Origin of the sequence: Yersinia kristensenii (assembly GCF_900460525.1) — a bacterium.
Taxonomy (GTDB): Bacteria; Pseudomonadota; Gammaproteobacteria; order Enterobacterales; family Enterobacteriaceae; genus Yersinia; species Yersinia kristensenii.
The window spans coordinates 4,482,843-4,501,802 of the sequence record NZ_UHIY01000001.1; the positions used below are offsets into that span (position 1 = coordinate 4,482,843).

The window sequence follows — 18,960 nt, forward strand, 5'->3', positions numbered from 1 at the left end:
TCTCCGTACTTAATGCGATGCCTGAGGTTTTATATGTGCCAGCCAACGTTTTTCCGCCTGGCGGAACAGGCTAATTAGCGTAAAAGAGATAATCAGATAAAGTACGGCAGCAATACCAAAAGCATAAAATGGTTGATACGTCGCAGCATTAATATCACGTGCTATTTTCAGTATATCTGGCACTGTGGCCGTAAAAGCCAATGCTGTAGAATGCAGCATTAAAATCACTTCATTACTGTAGGCTGGTAAAGCGATGCGTAGCGCGGAGGGTAAAATAATACAGCGATACATTTTAAAACGTGAGAAACCGTAGGCCCTGGCAGCCTCTATTTCGCCATGTGGCACAGAACGAATCGCGCCCGCGAAAATCTCCGTGGTGTAAGCACAAGTATTTAGCGTTAGTGCCAAAATAGTGCAATTCAACCCGCTGCGAAAAAATGCATTAAGTAGATCGTTACCTCGGACTATCTCCAAGCTGTACATTCCAGAATAAAATATCAGTAATTGCACATATAACGGCGTACCACGAAAGATATAGGTGAAGATCCATACCGGCAAGCGAATCCAGCGCCGCTCGGCTACCCGCGCGACTGCCAACGGAATTGCCAGTAACCCACCCATCACGACTGAACTAATTAATAGCCACAGAGTAACAGCCATGCCGGTAAATCGATAGCCATCGCTCCAAAGCAGGGCTTGCCAATATTGATGTAGGATTTCTATCATAGTTCGGCCCTCTTCACTCCGTGGGAATAGCGCCGTTCCAACCACAGCAAAACACCATTCGAGATGGTGGTGAAAATCAGATAAACCACACCAGCCACCAACGCGAAGAAGAATGGCTGATAAGTGCCTTTCCCTGCTAACTGAGTGGCTTTGACCACATCATTCAACCCCAGAATAGAGACCAATGCCGTGGCCTTGAGGATCACTTGCCAGTTATTACCGATACCTGGCAGCGCGTAGCGCATCATGGCAGGAAACATAATTCTGCGGAAAATCTGGCTAGAGGAGAAACCAAATGCTCTTGCGGCTTCAATTTGGCCTACAGGAACCGCCATATAAGCGCCACGGAAAGTTTCAGTGAAATAAGCTCCGTAGATAAACCCAAGAGTGATAATCCCAGCGGAAAGAGGGTCAATATTAATTTGTTCAAAACCGAGGGATTCAGTAATGCTATTTAGGACTATTTGTAGACCGTAAAAAATCAGCAGCATTAAAACTAAATCAGGTACACCACGTATCAGCGTGGTGTAGCATTCAAATAAGCCAGATAAAAGGCGATTTGACGATAATTTCCCACCGGCGCCTATTAAGCCGATAATCACTGACAGCAGCACAGAACACAATGCCAACTCCAGCGTCACCAGCGCACCTTCAAATATCAGTTTGGAATATCCATCCAGCATCTGGGTTATCCTATTTTACTGAGTAAGGAGTCTGGTCAATGATTTTGGGTTAATAACAGCCCCCACCCTAATTAGGGCAAGGGCTATTTCAGCCAGCGGAATTAACCGCCGTAAACATCAAAATCGAAATATTTTTTCGCGAGTTTGTCGTAGGTGCCATCTTTGCGCATTTCTGCAAAGGCTTTATCCAGTGCCGCTTTCAGTTCCACATCATCTTTACGCAAACCCATACCGGTACCGATGCCAAAGAATTGATCATTTTTGACTGATGGCCCGGCGAAGGCATAATCTTTACCAGCCTCTTGTTTCAGGAAACCTTCACTGGCTGCTACTTCATCCTGGAAAGCTGCGTCAATGCGACCAGAAGCCAAATCAGAGTAGATCAGATCCTGATTTTGGTAGGCAACAACATCAATACCTTTTGGTTGCCATTCAGCATTGGCGAATGCTTCTTGAGTAGAACCTTGTAATACCCCAACACGCTTACCTTTCAAAGCAACCAAAGTGGGTTCAATTTTACTGCCTTTCGGGGCGATTAAACGGGCATTAGCCGCGAAAAGTTTGTCGGTAAAGGCAATCTCTTTTTGGCGTTTTTCAGTAATAGAGAGTGAAGAGATAATCGCATCAATTTTTTTAGCTTTCAGCGAGGGAATAAGTGCATCAAAATCACTTTCAACAAAAGTACATTTGGTATCAATACGGTTGCATAGCTCTTTTGCTATATCAATATCAAAACCTACCAATTCACCACTGGCATTTTTCGATTCGAAAGGAGCATAAGTTGGATCTGTACCAATTTTGATATCTTTAGGAATGGCAGCAAAAGCATTGCTGGCAGCAGCCAACGCTAATATTAAAGGCAGAACCAAAATCTTCTTATTCATACATAATCCTCAAATTGATTTTCGATGCCCAAAGCACGTTAGTTTTCTCTACAACCCTTAGCGTTCCTAACAACGAGTTTCCATAAATCGATGTGCAGTAATCGTGCCAGTAATTATCAGGAGAGAAAGCTCATTCCATCACTGCTTTATTGGCATAAAAACCACTCAATGTAGGCATAGGGGTTGTAGACAAAAGCTGAATACGCAATCTATGCAACAGTGCACATTCTGAAACAGCATTATTGTGGTGCATAATGCGCCCCATTTCAGTGCGATGTTGCACAAATGTATCAATTTAGGGAGTAAATGTTAATTATCACCTTGCCAACGAGTGAACAGATCTTTAGGTAACTCAATATCAAATTGATCAATAATCCGATTAACGGTCTGATCAATAATATCCTCGATGGTTTCCGGACGGTGATAAAACGCAGGCATCGGCGGCATAATGACCGCACCCAACTCAGCAGCCTGTACCATCAGCCGCAGATGGCCCAAGTGCAGTGGAGTCTCACGCACGCATAGCACCAATGGGCGGCGCTCTTTCAATATTACATCAGCTGCGCGAGTTAATAAGCCATCAGTATAACTATGGACAATGCCTGATAACGTTTTGATTGAACAGGGTAAAATAACCATGCCGCTGGTCTTAAATGAACCCGATGAGATACACGCGGCGATATCACGAGAATCGTGTACCACATCCGCAAGCGCCTGCACTTCCTTAACACTCAGCTCCGTTTCAAGCGCTAGTGTCTGCCGCGCCGCATTGCTGAGAATCAAGTGAGTTTCCACGCCCTCGACCTGTTGCAACACCTGTAGCAGGCGAACACCATAAATGGCGCCGCTGGCACCACTTATGCCAATAATAAGTCGTTTCATGGAAAACTACCTCAAACTAAAGCCGCCTAATAATTATGCGCAGCATAACGGAATAAGGCCAAACTTTGCCGCATCAGGTACGGATTAGCAAGTCATGCCGCTAAGCTATCTTACATAAAAAAAGGTGCACCGCGCTTGAACGCTGGTTGCACCTTTTTGATTCATTTTTGATTTACTTGCCTACGCCATCTGCCGTAAACGGGCATAACATGAAAGATTACCCTTCGTTATGCATTTCCAGATTCTCTGCTTCGTTATGATTACGCAATGCTTGCGCATCATCGTTGCGTAACGACTCCAGATACTCCAAATAGCTTTGATCCACATCTTTAGTGACGTAAACGCCGTTAAAGACTGAGCACTCAAATTGAGCGATATCTGGGTTATCTTCGCGCACTGCCTCAATAAGGTCAGTAAGATCTTGGAAAATCAGCGCATCAGCACCAATCAACTGGCGAATCTCGTCGACTTCACGCCCATGTGCAATTAACTCATTAGCACTTGGCATATCGATGCCATACACATTCGGGAAACGAATCTCCGGAGCGGCAGAGGCGAAATACACTTTCTTCGCCCCAGCTTCACGCGCCATTTCGACGATTTGTTCCGATGTGGTACCGCGCACAATCGAGTCATCCACCAATAATACATTCTTATCGCGAAATTCTGCGCGGTTGGCATTCAGTTTACGGCGCACTGATTTACGGCGTTCCTGCTGGCCCGGCATGATAAAGGTACGGCCAACATAGCGGTTTTTCACAAACCCTTGGCGGTACGGTTTATCCAGAATTCGGGCGATTTCCAGCGCGATATCACAGGAGGTTTCCGGAATAGGAATGACAACATCGATATCCAAATCTTCCCACTGTTTGGCAATTTTTGCGCCTAATTTCTGGCCCATGCGCACACGCGCACTGTAAACAGAAATTTTATCCATAAAGGAATCTGGACGGGCAAAATAAACATACTCAAACAAGCACGGATTATATTTCGGATTCTCCGCACACTGGCGGGTGAACAGCTGGCCTTTTTCGGTGATATACACGGCTTCGCCCGGCGCCACATCACGCAGGAATTCGAAACCAAGGGTATCCAGCGCCACACTTTCAGACGCGACCATGTATTCATTACGGCCATCAGCAAGAGTGCGCTTACCAATCACCAGCGGACGAATACCGTTAGGATCACGGAAAGCAACCATACCGTGGCCGATAATCATCGCGACACAAGCATAGGCACCACGAATCAATTGATGCGTAGCGGCAACAGCGGCAAAAATGTTGTCAGACTCCAACGGATAGTGCTGGAAACGGTCTATTTCACTGGCAAAAATATTCAGCAGAATTTCCGAGTCAGAAGTGGTATTCACATGACGGCGAGAAACTTCGAATAATTTCTTTCTCAGCTGGTGAGCGTTAGTCAGATTACCGTTATGAGCCAAAGTGATGCCAAACGGTGAGTTAACGTAGAAAGGCTGAGCCTCGGAAGCACTGGAACTGCCTGCCGTTGGGTAACGAACATGGCCAATCCCCATATTCCCCTGTAAGCGCAGCATATGCCGGGTTTCAAATACATCCTTCACCAAGCCGTTTGCTTTGCGCAACCGGAACCCATTATGGGCATCAATGGTAACGATGCCCGCAGCATCCTGGCCTCGGTGCTGAAGCACCGTCAGCGCATCATAAATCGACTGGTTTACCGGTGCAAAACCGGCGATACCGACAATACCGCACATGTTGTCTTTTCCTCATAAGCCGCTCCGAATCGGTAATTGATTCGGTAAGAAACTCGACGTGCTCTGCAGGTAGTCAAAAAACCACCTGATGATATAACTGAACTGCGGGATTAATTGCGACTGCTTCCAGTCAACACTCTGTGAGAAACCGGTAAACGTGTCCAGAAAGAACAACATGGCAGAGACAATCAGAACGCCTCGCAGCGCCCCAAAACAGATCCCTAGCACTCTGTCAGTTCCTGATAATCCCGTACGTTCAACCAGCGAACTAATCACATAGTTAACAATAGCCCCGACGATCAATGTCGCGATGAACAAAATGCCGATAGCAATTCCGTTGCGAACAACTTCATCCTCAAAGCGGGTGAAGTAAACAGCAAGGTAAGTGTAAAAATGACTGGCAACAAAAAACGCACATCCCCATGTTACAAGTGACAATGCTTCACGGACAAAACCCCGGATTAAGCTGACTAAAGCAGAAAATCCGATAATTCCTATAATGACGTAATCAATCCAGACCATGACTATTCCAATGACGAAATCGCCGCTGCATCCTGTTCGCGGCGAATTCTAACAGAAAAAGAAAACGTTTGCGTAGAGGAATTATGACCGACGACAAATTAAAGTGCGGCGATTTTAAAAATAACAATCGCCGCACAAACTTAGTGTTAAAACCCCTATAAACTCTGATGTCTTAACCCTTATTCAAACATTAACGCCCGGTGCCATAGGGCTTAACTTGCCCATTCAGACCACTTAATGAGTTAAGCTCCGGCAAGGCCGATTGCAGCTTTTGTTTTGACGCGTCAGGCCCCACGAATACCCGGGTAATCTGGCCCTGAACCGGGGTTGCAGGCACGGTAAATGCCCGATGACCTGATAAGCGCAGCGTCGCAACAATTTCATTCACTTTAGCCGCATTTTTCAGCGCCCCCAGTTGGACAACATAGGCCTGCCCCACTGGCGCTTTTTCTTCCGCAGGCTGTTTGCTTTCCGGCTGAACATCCGGTTTAACCTCAGGTTTTGGCTTAATTTCCTGTGGTTTTTTCTCGGCCGGAACTGGCTTAACCTCAGTTGGCTTGCTTTCTGCTGGTTTAACCTCAGCCGGTTTTTTCTCGACCGGTTTCACTTCAACCGGCTTACTTTGTAGCGGTGGCGGTGCCACGATAGTCGGTTCAGACGGTAAATTACCGGCATCATTAGCGGCCTGAGAGACGGAATCATCTTTAGGGACTTCCACGGCTTGCGCGGCACCTTCCGGCGGCGCAATAGGCAGAGGCTGACTGATCGGCGGAACCGCATCAATCTCTTGGCTATCACCAGGCTTTGGCACTAATGGAATGGCAGCAAACTCATCCTCATAATGCTTCTTTTTACCATCCAGCAACCCCGGCAGCACGATCACGCCCAAAGCCACCAAAATTATGGTCCCGACTAAACGGTTCTGGAACTTACTTGCCACTCACTCGCCCCTCAATGCTTTATCAATTCAAGCTGTTACAAATTCAACGCTGCCATGACATGAGCAACTGTATGGAAAGAGCCACAGACAATGACCACATCCTGTGGTTCTGCATCCTGCATAGCTTGACGCCAGGCAGTTTCGACATGACTAAACTGACGTGATTGCACCAGATGCTCGGCTAATTGCTCCGCACTGGCCCCACGCGGCCCTTCCAGCGGCGCGCAGTACCATTCATCAACCTGCTCAGATAAGCATGCCAGCGTACCACCAATATCTTTATCCGATAACATCCCGACTACCGCGCGCACTTTGCCCTGCTTGGGTAATTTAGCCAGTTTATCGGCCAGATAACGCGCTGCATGTGGATTATGAGCCACGTCCAAAATCAACAGTGGTTTCTCGCTAACCCTCTGAAAACGCCCAGGTAAAGTCGCCGTCTGCAACCCTTGGCGAATCACCTCTTCGCTCAATGACAACCCGGAATAATGCAACACCGCCAGCGCCGTTGCAGCATTGGCTAGCGGCACATTCGGCAGCGGCAAATTGTTCCACTGGCGAGCATCGCATTGCCAGTCCCAGCTTTTTTCTTGCTGGCTGAACTGCCAGGCAATATCCCGCTGATACAAGTGTGCGCCGAGTTTTGCAGCCACATCTGCAATGGACTGTGGCATATCAGGCTCGCCTACCACCGCGGGCTTACCTGCACGGAATACACCTGCTTTTTCCCGGCCAATGCTTTCACGGTCAAATCCCAGCCAGTCAGTATGGTCTATTGCAATGCTGGTGATGGCGGCAACATCCGAATCAACAATATTAGTTGCATCCAAACGCCCCCCCAAGCCCACTTCCAGAATCACCACATCAAGCTTAGCCTGCTTAAACAGTTGCAATGCAGATAAGGTGCCAAATTCGAAGTAAGTCAGTGAGATATCTTTGCGCCCAGCTTCAATTTTTGCAAAAGAGTGGCTATGTTCAGCTTCAGGCAGCTCTTGCCCCTGAATACGAACTCGCTCGGTATAACGCAGAAGATGAGGCGAGCTATATACCCCGACCCGCAGGCCAGCGGCCAGTAAAATGGATTCCAAGGTGCAACAGGTAGTACCTTTGCCATTAGTACCGGCAACGGTAAATACTTTAGGAGCAGGTTTGAGCAAATCTAAACGCTCAGCAACCTGTTTAACACGTTCCAGCCCCAACTCGATTGGCTGAGAATGCAAACGCTCAAGATAGTAAAGCCACGCGGCCAAAGGCGACGTGGCTTGGGGAATTTGATTGTTGTCCATGAGTCCCACCACTGGCCTTTATATCCTTCATCCTAGAAGTCGCAGGGTTGTTAGCTGCAACTCCAATGACTTGAGGTATAATTTTTCTTATTGAAAGCTACAAAGTTCAAGCTACGACAATGCACAATAATCGGGCACCACCTTATCAGGGCGATGCCCGCTCCGTTAATCAGGCATCAGCCTGATTATCAGTCACCGCTGCATCTGCCTTGACTTCAACCACGCTTGGCTGCGGTTGATGAGTCAATTTCGACAAGATGCTGGCTAGCGTCTGACGCATAACCGGACGGCGTACTATCATGTCGATAGCGCCTTTTTCAATTAAGAATTCACTGCGTTGGAAACCCGGTGGCAATTTTTCACGAACAGTTTGTTCGATAACCCGAGGGCCAGCAAAACCAATCAATGCTTTCGGTTCAGCAATATTGATATCACCCAACATCGCCAGACTGGCAGAAACACCGCCCATGGTGGGATCCGTCAGCACTGATATGTAAGGCAAACCGCGCTCTTGCATTTTCGCCAGAGCAGCACTGGTTTTTGCCATCTGCATCAGGGACATCAATGCTTCCTGCATACGGGCACCGCCACTGGAAGAGAAGCACACCAGTGGACAATTATCTTCCAGCGCCTTTTCTACTGCGCGAACAAAGCGAGCACCTACTACCGACGCCATTGAACCGCCCATAAAGGCAAATTCAAATGAAACCGCCACAATAGGCATCCCCTGCAAGGTCCCTTTCATGGCAACCAAAGCATCTTTCTCGCCGGTCTCTTTTTGTGCAGCAGAGAGGCGATCTTTATACTTTTTGGAATCCCTGAATTTCAGGATGTCCTTCGGCTCCAGTTCGCTACCCAATTCGACTTCACTGCCTGCATCCAACAGCATATGTAACCGCGCACGGGCGGACATTCGCATGTGGTGATCACACTTAGGACACACTTCCAGATTGCGCTCTAATTCGGCACGATAGAGTACCTGACCGCAACTGTCGCATTTCGTCCACACCCCTTCAGGAATACTCGCTTTACGGGTTTGTGTGATATTGCTTTTGTTAAGAATTCGTTCAATCCAGCTCATCGATGACCTTTCTGTTTGAACCTGGCTATTGCCAGTCCGCTGTGCGTGCTTTAACCATCTTCCTGAAAAAAACCAATAAAAATGCCCATGTTATAGGCCGGTACAGTGTAACTGTAACCAAGGCACTAAACTGGCACTAAACTCGGATTATCTACAGGAACAGACCATAAATGTTACTCATTAAACCATATTGGCTCGACAGTGTAGATAAAAAACTGGTCTAACCCATGGCTCAGGTAACGTTTTTACTGATTTTTCTGACGAGAACTCGCACGCCGATGGCGCCAAACCTCGAATACGCCGGGCAAAATTGACACCACAATAATGGCGACAATCAGTAATTTCAGATTTTCCTGAACAAACGGCATGTTACCAAACCAGTAGCCAGCATAGGTGAATAACAGCACCCATACTAATGCCCCAATCACGTTATAAGCGGCAAAGTGACGATAGGACATTTTCCCCATACCCGCGACAAACGGCGCAAAAGTACGAATAATCGGGACAAATCGCGCCAGGATAATGGCTTTTCCGCCATGTTTTTCATAAAACTGATGGGTTTTATCCAGATAACTGCGACGGAAAATTTTGGAGTCCGGGTTACTGAATAGTTTTTCCCCGAATACCCGGCCAATGGCGTAGTTGACAGCATCTCCCAGAATGGCCGCCGTAACCATCAAAGCAACCATAATATGGACATTGATATCATTGGAGGGCAAGGAGGCCAACGCTCCGGCCACAAACAACAGAGAATCGCCCGGTAAAAATGGCGTCACCACCAGACCGGTTTCACAGAATAAAATCAGGAATAAAATGGCATAAACCCAAATTCCATACTGCGCCACCAACTCCGCTAAATGAACATCAATATGCAAAATAAAATCAATAACGAAACGTATAAATTCCATAAATATTCTCGAGAGGTAAACGAGCTTAATCTTTGATTGAGCGAGTTTAGCTGAACTTCCTTAGGGATTCCTTAACCTCCGCTCCCCAGACAGTCAAACTTGCCTTATTATCGAAAAATAAAGAGATATAAAATAAGGCTAAAACATCAGTCATCAGCTAAAAAAAGGGGCCCCATCGGCGCTTTCGGTAACGCAAAGTGTTCAGGATAGTCGACGGCGACTAAGTATAATCCTTCCGCTTTCGCGGTTGCCGCCGCACGTGCCCGATCTTTAAGCGCTAGCAACTCTGCCATCCAAGTGACATCTTGATTGCCACAACCGACCTCCATCAGGCTGCCAACAATATTACGCACCATATGATGAACAAATGCGTTGGCTTTGATATCTACCACGATATACGCGCCATGTCGGGTCACTTTGACATGTTTTACATTTCGCCACGGGCTACGGGACTGGCATTGTACGGCACGGAACGAGGTAAAATCGTGCTCACCAAGCAAACTTTGCGCAGCCTGTTGCATTTTTTCGGCATCGAGCGGCAGATAGCAATGGGTCACCCCTTGCGCCAATACCGCAGGGCGGTAGCGATGATTAAAAATAATATAACGGTAGCGACGAGCCGTAGCACTGAAGCGGGCATGAAAATCATCATCAACCGTTTTTACCCAGCGCACTGCAATATCGGGGGGTAAATGGCTGTTGACGCCCATCGTCCAGGCGGCTTCTTTGCGCTCAGCCGTGGTGACAAAATGGACCACTTGCCCGGTTGCGTGCACACCCGCATCCGTCCTCCCAGCACAAAGTACGCCGATAGGCTCATTGGCGACCTTCGAGAGCGCAGCCTCCAGGCAGGCTTGCACGCTGGTCACTTCTTGCTGGCGTTGCCAACCAAAATAGCGGCTACCATCGTATTCAATACCCAGCGCAATTTTAATACCCACAGCCTTAGCCGCGGTACTTTCTGGCTGGGTCAACTCAAGTTCGGACATCAGTATAGTTGCTCCTGCAACAGGCGCTCCGCCGTTTCAATCGCCATCAATGCACCACCAAAACGAATGTTGTCGGCCACCGACCAGAACTGCAACACCTCGGGAATACCATAATCATTGCGGATACAACCAATACTTAAGACATCACTGCCAGAAGCATCGCTAACTTGAGTCGGGTAATCATCTTCTTCAGATAATTGGATATCTTCGCAACTTTCCAGTTCACTGCGGGCTTCATCTGAGGAGATCGGGCGTAACGCTTCCAGATGAACCACCTGAGCCTGGCCATAAAATACCGGCGACTGAATGCAGGTTACTGAAATAGGCAAGCCATCATCTTGTAAGACTTTGCGCACCTGATCCACTAAACGGCGCTCTTCGCGCACACTGCCCTCTTCATCCGCCAGTAGCGGTAAAACGTTAAATGCCAATTGCTTGGCGAAGATGCCCGGCTCGGCTGGGATACCATTGAGTAATTTAGCACTTTGCCCGGCAAGGTCATCCACTGCGGCTTTACCATGGGCAGAAGCCGAAAGTAGCGCGGTAACATGCAGGCGGGATAAACCGGCTTGTTCCGTCAGCGGTTTAATCGCGGTCAACAGTTGGCTGGTCAAGCTATCGGCAACCGCCACAATATTGCGATTGCGATAATCAGCCAATACTTGAGGATTCACACTCGGCACCACCAACGGCACATCCGGCTCCATCGCGAATAATCCACTGCTGTCGATGACCAGACAACCCGCATTCCCCGCTTCTTCCGCATATTGTGCAGAAGCTTCACGGCCGGCGACAAAGAAAGCCAACTGCGCCTGCGACCAGTCAAATTCTGCAACGTTTTCCACCAGAACACTTTTACCATTAAAGCGCACTGTCGCACCGGCGCTGCGCTCGCTGGCCAGCGGATACAATTCACCAACCGGGAACTGGCGCTCACTTAATAGCTCCAGCAAAGCTTCACCTACTGCGCCCGTTGCTCCTAACAGAGCAATATTCCAGCCGTCAGACATGTTGGTTTTCTCCACTAACGTTCATTAAATTACAAGGATTTATACAAAGACAAAGGCGGTAAAATACCGACTCAAACTGCTGACAAAGTTAAATGAAGGGGAAACGTGCCGTTGGGGTCGTAACGGCGTAAGCCGTCGAAGCGCCCCTAGGTACGGTCACCCCTTCACTCACTAAGCGATAAATAGCTTTGTCATTAACCTCAGACAGTAAAATACTGCCTGATATTCCATCATGATTAATCTATAGAGCGGCTTAGAGTAATTGAGTGCTAAAGCCTAATTTCTGCAATAACTCAGCACTGGCAGCATCATCACACTGCACGCAAAGTGATGACCATTCGCGCCGCTCCTGATAGTGCTTGCGCAAGCGGTCAAACTCACCCGGCAGGCCAGCAACACGGCGCAGCGGCGCATCATCGCGGCGCACATCATACACCAAGTGCATCAATCGTTTTAATTTGCCTTCGTCCAGCTCGCCATTTAGCTGTAATTGGCTGAATTCCGGTGGAGGCAGCAAGCTGGCAAGCTCGACAGACTGCGGCTGGCCCAGATATTGACTAAATGCTTCAAACACTTGGGTGGTACCGCGCGCCTTGCCCTCTAAGGTGTATCCGGCAATATGTGGGGTGCCAATATCAACGCGGGCCAATAGCGGCAAAGATAACTCCGGCTCCGGCTCCCACACATCCAACACCACACTGAGCTTTTTACCTTTCTCCAGCGCACGGAGCAAGGCGGCGTTATCGACCACCGCGCCGCGGCAAGCATTAATCAGAATGCGGCCGTCCGGTAGGGCTGCCAGCAGCTCATCATCCGCCATGTGCAAGCTTTGATAAGGGCCGGTTTTATTCAGCGGTGTATGGAAGGTGAGAACGTCAGCTTCGCGCACCAGTTTTTCCAGTGGCCAGAACGCCTCTTTATCGCCCCGATCCGCGCGCGGTGGGTCACACAGCAGCGTTTTGACGCCCAGAGCTTGCAGGCGAGCATTCAGCCGCGACCCCACATTACCGACACCAATGATACCGACAGTTTTATCACGCAACTGGAAGCCATCGCGTTCGGCCATCATCAGCAGCGCGGAAAAAACATATTCAACCACGGCGATAGCATTACAGCCGGGCGCAGCGGAGAAGCCAATGCCCTGTTGCTGTAGCCAGTTTTCATCAACATGATCCGTACCGGCGGTCGCCGTGCCGACAAAGCGAATGGACGTGCCTTGCAATAGCGCCTCATTCACTTTGGTGACCGAGCGCACCATCAGCGCATCTGCACCCGCCAGTGCATCAAGGGGGATAGGCCGCCCCGGCACCGCCTGTACATCACCTAACCGCTGAAAGAGCGCCTCGGCATACGGCATATTCTCATCAACCAGAATTTTCACTTTGTTCTCCGGCAAATTACTGCCCTAAAAACAGGAGGGGGGGACATTATAGGCCACTATTGTCTCGGCGGAAACGCTCCGGTGTGGTCCCTGATACTTGCTGAAACATGGCAATAAATGCTGAGGCCGAGCTATAGCCGACATCCAGTGCCACACTTTGCACCGTTAGCCCTTGTTCCAGTAGCGAAATTGCATGTAAAAAACGTAATCGTTGCCGCCATTCGCTAAACGCCATACCTAACTCTTGCTGGCAACGGCGCGATAAAGTCCGTTCAGTGGTATAAACCCGTTTAGCCCAGAGTGCCAGTGAGGTATTGTCTGATGGGCAGCGCTCTAGTGCTGTTAGAATGGGCGACAGCAACTTATCTTGTGAGGTCGGCAAATAAGTGCACTGCACCGGCGAGACTTTGAGCTGGTCAATCAGCACGCACCCTAAGCGCATATCAGGTTCACTTTCCGGCATTAACACACCACGGGAGAAGCAATTTTCCACGATGGCATTAAAAATTGGGCTGACATTGATAAGGCAAGCAGACAGGGGTAATCCATCACAGAGTTCCAGCGCGATATCAATAGCACGAAAATGCATCGGTTTGCGGTTATAGCTGGAATGTTCGACCCCGGCGGGGATCCAAACACTAAATTCAGGCGGAGCCAGAAAGCGCTGGCCACCGATACTCATTGCCAGCACACCCGATTTAACACATATCAATTGCCCGTAGGAATGGGTATGCGGCAGGAATTCAGTATGGGCATTGTATATCTCGCAGCGAAAAGAGAGATTCTGCGGCGCGCTGGTGGTTACCATCGGAAAATTAGGTTTTGTCATGGTTCTTTATCTCCGGGGCAATACACCGCTAGCTTGCGCTGGCCCACAGGGTAAACTTCTGAAGAGGTGCATAATCCCGCTGAGTTGATGTCAGTCAATGATTCGGGGGCGAGCACGCAGCCAACACACATGCGGCTTGAAGAGTGACGGGTAAATTGTCCTAATCACAGCAAAGATTGTCTGGTTATCAGTATATGGAATAAATCAGACAAGGATACACTAGCTTAATATGAGTTAGATGAGAATTATTAAGCATGAATGTGTTGTTTCCCCTCTTCGCGGTGATCATCTGGTCAATCAATGCCGTGGTCAGCAAGATATCCGCCACGGCTATCGATCCCGCGGCCATTTCTTTCTATCGCTGGGTGCTGGCATTGCTGACTCTCACGCCATTTTTGCTGCTGGGTGTTATCCGCAACTGGCAGGCCATCCGCATCTATTGGTGGAAATTGATGATTCTGGGGCTGCTGGGCATGGTGCTATACCAAAGCCTGGCGTATTACGCCGCCCATAGTGTCAGTGCCCTGTTTATGGGGATTCTTAGCTCGCTGATCCCCTTACTCACCGTGCTTATTAGTATTGTGGTGCTGCGTGTTGCTCCCACGGTCGGGATTGCTCTGGGTAGCGTATTGTCATTAGGGGGGTTAGTGTGGTTAGTCAGCGCGGGTAACCCGGCGCAATTGCTGCAACAGGGTATTGGCAAAGGCGAGTTGATGATGTTCGCCGCATCGGCTTCCTATGCTCTCTATGGAGTATTAACCAAGCGCTGGGCGATTCAGTTACCCAACTGGCAATCACTTTATATGCAAATTGTCTTTGGCGTGGTGCTGCTAATTCCCAATTTCCTGCTAGCACCGGATGTTCAATTAACCGCACAAAATATCCCGTTGGTCTTATTTGCTGGTATTCCGGCCTCTATTATTGCACCTTATTTATGGATCCACGGTGTCATGCGGCTGGGGGCAAACACCGCATCAATATTTATGAATCTGACCCCGGTGTTTACCGCCATTATCGCCGTGACTTTCCTGCATGAACAATTGCACAGTTACCATCTGATTGGGGGCGGTATCACCCTCGCAGGGGTGATATTAGCGCAACGGCTGCGCATACCATTACGCCGAAAAACGGCGCAATAAATTATCAAGGTGAGATAACAGCGTTATTCTGCGCCGCTATCTCATTAGTCACATTCTCTTTATCTGTGCAGCATTAATACGCCCAATAAGACCAATGCGCTGCCGAGTAATTGCGCCGCCGATAAGGTTTCTCCCAATAGAAAATAAGCAATCACCGCGGTGAAAATCAACTCCAAGGTTAATATCAAACTGGCAACCGCCAGCGGCAGCGTCTTCAAACTCAGATTAAACAGGCCAAAGCCCAGTAATGTCGGGCCTGCCGCCAGAATCAGTAATAGCCACCAGCCAGACCATTGAATACCCTCCCCCCCTCTGGACAAGAAAAACAGATTTCCGACCATCTGCTGTAATCCTTGTATTGGAAACCATAAAAGCAGTTGGTTAAATATCAGCTGATAGACAGCCGAGAAACCAAATACATACAAAATAGTATTCCACACCGGATAACGGCGATCAGTGGCAATTCGCCCTGCCAGAGTATAAAAGCTGTAACCAATGCCCGACGCCAGCCCAATGAACAAACCAATAAAATTAAAATTTGCCGCCGTGATATTCAGCCCATCACTGACCAGAAAACAGCCCACCAGACTGATCACGATAACGATTAACTCACGCCACCCCATATATTCGTTATAAAAAATCCAACCAAGAAAAACCGTAAAACCCACCGAGCAATACACCAGAATAGTGGATATCGATGCCCCATTTAATGCGACGGATTCTGTCCATAAGCCATTAAATACCGCGAGCAACAGACCATAAGCCAAATAAAATTTGACCTGATCGCGGCGTAATTTAGCCCATTCAGGCCTGACCACCAATAAAATAGGTAACAGCACTGCCGCGACCAATCCTGCCCGCCAGAAAGCTAAAACTGAAGTCGGCAAATGATAATGTACGGTGAGAATGCGGATAATAATCCCAGTAAAACCCAATAACATGGCACTGATAACAGCCAGCACATACCCTTGCCGCTTACCGGTAAAAAAACCGCTTCCCACCCTCGAGGAACGGGCCACTGATGGGGATAATCCCGCCGGCATTGCCATAACAGCCTCATTAGATTGACAACATTGCTTGATGTAAGGTGATTTTACTCCGCCGTTTTTTTGCCACCAGAGCCACTTTCCTGCTGATTGATACAGGCCACTTTTTCTTGCTTGAAGCCTTGCAGGCATTGAGTATAGTGAAAGTATTATTTCTCACGCGAGCCACTTTTGGCGCTATCACATGCATATTCCTTTAGATCGCCAACATGACATTCCGCTGTATCTGCAAATTGAAGAAGCGCTACGCCGAGCTATCCTCAGTGGGGTCTTTGCTGATGGAGATAAATTGCCGTCAACCCGTGCTTTGGCAGCAGAATTATCCGTCAGCCGCCTGACGGCGGATAATGCTTACGCCGAGTTGGCAGCGAAAGGCTTTTTGCAGCAACGACGCGGCAGTGGTGCTTATGTTCGCTATCTACCGCCACCGCCGAGCCAGCCGCTACCGCTGTTACAAGGGGAATTCCCACTCGACCGTTTTACTACCGTCACCTCACGGCTAGACGGTTATGCCGATATTCCCCTGCCCCCAGACACCATCAATTTCGCAGCGGGTATTGGCAGCCCGAAGATTTTTCCACTGGATGAATTCCGCCAGATTCTGCAATCCATATTGCGGCGTCATGCTGAAGAAGCATTCAGTTATGGTGATTACTGCGGCTATTATCCCTTGCGCGATACCCTCAGCCGCATTCTTTCTGCGCAGGGCATCCCGACGCGGCCAGAGCAATTACTGATAACCAATGGTTCACAACACGCCATTAGCCTCGTTAGCCAATCACTATTAGCCCCTGGTGATACTGTATTGGTGGAAGAACCCACCTATGCTGAAGCTCTCGCCCTGTTTCGCCTGCATAAAGTGAATATTATTGCGCTGCCCAGTGACCAACAGGGCATGCAGTTGGATACCCTGCCCGCGCTGCTAGCGCTGCATCACCCCAAACTTATCTATTGCATCCCTAACTTTAATAACCCCACAGGTCGCTGTATGAGTGAAGGCCGCCGTCATCAACTATTGCATATAGCTCGAGCTGCCGGAGTCACCATCCTTGAGGATGATTATGTCGGTGACTTGCGTTACAGCGGCCAAAAATTGCCTTCACTGCGCTCACTGGCGGCACCGGGCGAGGTTATTTATGTCAGCACGTTTTCCAAAATGTTGCTGCCCAGTATGCGTATTGGTTATTTGGTTGCCGACCAACCCCACTACACGCAGTTGGCGTGCTTAAAACATGTTGATAGTTTTACCAGTTCGAATCTCATCCAGCGGGCGCTGGATGCCTTTGTGACGGTCGGGCGCTATGACAAACAGTTGCGCCGGGCTTGCCGTTTATATCGCCAGCACCGCGATGCCATGGCCGAGGCACTGACACAAACATTGCCGCTGGGTTGCCAGTTTGAAATACCGGATGGCGGGTTATTTATCTGGCTGCAACTTCCTGAAAATGCGCCTATTTCACAATTAATGCCATTGGCCTGGCAAGCGGGCGTGACCTTCGCAAAAGGCGGAGGATTTTATACCCAAGAAGCAAGCGGAGAGTTTAGCCTACGTTTGAATTTTGCCGCCAACTCCCCGGAGCTTATCATCCAAGGAATTGCTCGGTTGAGTGCAGCCATTCGGCAGTGTCAGGCAGAAAAAAGCCCGGCATAATCATACCGGGCTAGTGATGAGGAAAATATTATATTAGAAGGAGGCCAACCATAGGCGCAGTTTCATTCCCCAATAGCTGGTCCAACCGCTCGTGTGTTGCACCATTTTCCCTTGATAGAGGATAACCACTGTCGGCGTGACATTAATTTGCCACTGGGCTGATAATTGCCCTTGTGGGTCATTTATCACCGGCAGTTGATAGCCTTTTTTGCGTAACCAAGTCTCAACTTGCGCGGGATCTCCTGACCTTAGCGCCACCGTCAGGACATTTTCACCCTCTTGCACTAACTGATTGACACTGGGTGTGGTGAATTTGCATACACCGCACCATGTCGCCCAGAAATAGATAAGCAGCGGTTTTTCCTGACTCATCTCCTGCAAGGAAACCGTCTTTCCCGCCAGCGTTTGCCATGGCGTATCCGGCCAGTCGGCTGGTGCTTGCGGGCTACGCAGCCAATCCATAGCAAATGAAACCACCACCGCCAGCAGCACTAAAACCAGCAATTCCTTGCTCCAGCGCTTTAAGCGATTCATTTACCCGCCTGCGCCAATTGTTGTTTCACTATTTCCTCCAGTTCTTGATAGGAAATTGCCCCCGGAATCATTTGATCACCAATCAAGGTGGCCGGTGTGCCCTGAATACCCAGTTGCTCAGCCAGCTTCAGGTTGGAACGCAGCACATTTAAGCTTTGCTCACTCGCCTCCACTGCCGTCACCCCGGTTTTTTTCTGTGCGGCGGCAATACTGCTGGCATCATGGAGGCCCTTTTTCGCCATCAAACGCTGATGAAAAGCCATCCATTGGTCAGGATGCTGTTGCCACAGCGTTAATGCCAATCGTGCACTGGTCACCGAACTTTCCCCTTTGAATGGCAATGGTTTTATCACCACCGCCACCTGTGGGTAGTCTTTGACTAACTTCTCCAGCAAGGGGTCAAATGTCTTGCAGAATGGGCAATTGTAGTCGGTGAAAGAAACCAAAGTCAGTTGCGGTGTGGTCGCGCCAAAACGCGGGCTACCGGGGTCTTGATATAGGGCTTGTTTATTCGCGGCGATAAACTGGCTCAGTTGTTGCCCCTGTGCTTCATTGGCTTGCTGCTGCCAGGCGTTGACCGATTGCTCCAGGATATCTGGATTAGATATTAATGTTTCGCGGATCAGCTCTTTAATGCGGACTTCCTGTTCTGGGGTGAAGGGGGTCGCCGCCCAGAGAGGCGTCGAAAACAGCACCAACAGTAATACAGTCAATTTTCTCATTACAATCAACAG

The 18,960-nt window shown here is 49.0% G+C and carries 19 protein-coding genes; 2 read left to right on the forward strand and 17 right to left on the reverse strand.

Translation table 11 applies throughout. The features are described 5' to 3' along the window. Positions 1 to 9: 9 nt before the first annotated feature. From DX162_RS20825 to DX162_RS20890, 14 genes are all read right to left on the reverse strand, one after another. Positions 10 to 726, reverse strand: coding sequence for an ABC transporter permease (locus DX162_RS20825; protein ID WP_032820323.1), 717 nt, complete (start codon positions 724 to 726; stop codon positions 10 to 12). Continuing rightward, complete coding sequence (locus DX162_RS20830; protein WP_004391618.1) at positions 723 to 1,409, reverse strand: histidine ABC transporter permease HisQ; 687 nt, start codon at positions 1,407 to 1,409, stop codon at positions 723 to 725. The genes DX162_RS20825 and DX162_RS20830 overlap by 4 nt, the downstream gene beginning before the upstream one ends. Before the next feature lie 101 nt (positions 1,410 to 1,510). Further along, on the reverse strand, positions 1,511 to 2,293 hold the full coding sequence (hisJ, locus tag DX162_RS20835) for a histidine ABC transporter substrate-binding protein HisJ (protein ID WP_098080921.1): 783 nt from the start codon (positions 2,291 to 2,293) through the stop codon (positions 1,511 to 1,513). Between the two features lie 309 nt (positions 2,294 to 2,602). Next, the gene (locus tag DX162_RS20840) at positions 2,603 to 3,175 is read right to left on the reverse strand and encodes a UbiX family flavin prenyltransferase (protein ID WP_004391614.1); all 573 of its coding nucleotides are present in this window, start codon (positions 3,173 to 3,175) and stop codon (positions 2,603 to 2,605) included. Between the two features lie 217 nt (positions 3,176 to 3,392). Then, a complete protein-coding gene (purF, locus tag DX162_RS20845) occupies positions 3,393 to 4,910 on the reverse strand; it encodes an amidophosphoribosyltransferase (protein WP_004391613.1) in 1,518 nt (505 codons plus the stop codon). 12 nt (positions 4,911 to 4,922) lie between these two features. Beyond that, positions 4,923 to 5,432, reverse strand: a complete 510-nt coding sequence (cvpA, locus tag DX162_RS20850; RefSeq protein ID WP_004391612.1) for a colicin V production protein — start codon at positions 5,430 to 5,432, stop codon at positions 4,923 to 4,925. 190 nt (positions 5,433 to 5,622) lie between these two features. Continuing rightward, positions 5,623 to 6,372 carry a cell division protein DedD gene (dedD, locus tag DX162_RS20855; protein WP_098080924.1) on the reverse strand — a complete coding sequence of 250 codons (750 nt, stop codon included), beginning with the start codon at positions 6,370 to 6,372 and terminating at the stop codon, positions 5,623 to 5,625. A 35-nt stretch (positions 6,373 to 6,407) separates the two neighbouring features. Further along, positions 6,408 to 7,658 carry a bifunctional tetrahydrofolate synthase/dihydrofolate synthase gene (gene folC / locus DX162_RS20860; protein ID WP_004391608.1) on the reverse strand — a complete coding sequence of 417 codons (1,251 nt, stop codon included), beginning with the start codon at positions 7,656 to 7,658 and terminating at the stop codon, positions 6,408 to 6,410. 169 nt (positions 7,659 to 7,827) lie between these two features. Continuing rightward, positions 7,828 to 8,739 (reverse strand): acetyl-CoA carboxylase, carboxyltransferase subunit beta, encoded by a 912-nt coding sequence (accD, locus tag DX162_RS20865; protein WP_004391607.1) that lies wholly within the window; start codon positions 8,737 to 8,739, stop codon positions 7,828 to 7,830. 245 nt (positions 8,740 to 8,984) lie between these two features. After that, on the reverse strand, positions 8,985 to 9,647 hold the full coding sequence (locus DX162_RS20870) for a DedA family protein (protein WP_004391606.1): 663 nt from the start codon (positions 9,645 to 9,647) through the stop codon (positions 8,985 to 8,987). Positions 9,648 to 9,793: 146 nt separating this feature from the next. Next, positions 9,794 to 10,636 (reverse strand): tRNA pseudouridine(38-40) synthase TruA, encoded by an 843-nt coding sequence (gene truA, locus DX162_RS20875; RefSeq protein WP_050413817.1) that lies wholly within the window; start codon positions 10,634 to 10,636, stop codon positions 9,794 to 9,796. Further along, a complete protein-coding gene (locus DX162_RS20880) occupies positions 10,636 to 11,646 on the reverse strand; it encodes an aspartate-semialdehyde dehydrogenase (protein ID WP_032820321.1) in 1,011 nt (336 codons plus the stop codon). Before DX162_RS20880 ends, truA begins: the two co-directional genes overlap by 1 nt. A gap of 253 nt (positions 11,647 to 11,899) precedes the next feature. Further along, the gene (gene pdxB, locus DX162_RS20885; RefSeq protein ID WP_004391602.1) at positions 11,900 to 13,027 is read right to left on the reverse strand and encodes a 4-phosphoerythronate dehydrogenase PdxB; all 1,128 of its coding nucleotides are present in this window, start codon (positions 13,025 to 13,027) and stop codon (positions 11,900 to 11,902) included. Between the two features lie 46 nt (positions 13,028 to 13,073). Further along, positions 13,074 to 13,856, reverse strand: coding sequence for an AraC family transcriptional regulator (locus tag DX162_RS20890; RefSeq protein ID WP_032820319.1), 783 nt, complete (start codon positions 13,854 to 13,856; stop codon positions 13,074 to 13,076). A 254-nt stretch (positions 13,857 to 14,110) separates the two neighbouring features. Here DX162_RS20890 and DX162_RS20895 point away from each other — a divergent pair, with 254 nt between their 5' ends. Continuing rightward, entirely contained in the window at positions 14,111 to 14,995 is an 885-nt protein-coding gene (locus DX162_RS20895; RefSeq protein ID WP_032820317.1) for a DMT family transporter, read from the forward strand. Between the two features lie 59 nt (positions 14,996 to 15,054). On the opposite strand, the gene DX162_RS20900 is transcribed toward DX162_RS20895, so the two are convergent. After that, entirely contained in the window at positions 15,055 to 16,044 is a 990-nt protein-coding gene (locus DX162_RS20900) for a DMT family transporter (protein WP_098080927.1), read from the reverse strand. Between the two features lie 181 nt (positions 16,045 to 16,225). Here DX162_RS20900 and pdxR point away from each other — a divergent pair, with 181 nt between their 5' ends. After that, positions 16,226 to 17,692 (forward strand): MocR-like pyridoxine biosynthesis transcription factor PdxR, encoded by a 1,467-nt coding sequence (gene pdxR, locus DX162_RS20905; protein WP_004391596.1) that lies wholly within the window; start codon positions 16,226 to 16,228, stop codon positions 17,690 to 17,692. Positions 17,693 to 17,725: 33 nt separating this feature from the next. On the opposite strand, the gene DX162_RS20910 is transcribed toward pdxR, so the two are convergent. Together DX162_RS20910 and DX162_RS20915 are read right to left on the reverse strand one after the other, a co-directional pair. Beyond that, positions 17,726 to 18,226 (reverse strand): protein disulfide oxidoreductase, encoded by a 501-nt coding sequence (locus DX162_RS20910; RefSeq protein WP_032820315.1) that lies wholly within the window; start codon positions 18,224 to 18,226, stop codon positions 17,726 to 17,728. Then, positions 18,223 to 18,948, reverse strand: a complete 726-nt coding sequence (locus DX162_RS20915) for a DsbA family protein (RefSeq protein ID WP_004391594.1) — start codon at positions 18,946 to 18,948, stop codon at positions 18,223 to 18,225. The genes DX162_RS20910 and DX162_RS20915 overlap by 4 nt, the downstream gene beginning before the upstream one ends. Positions 18,949 to 18,960 lie beyond the last annotated feature (12 nt).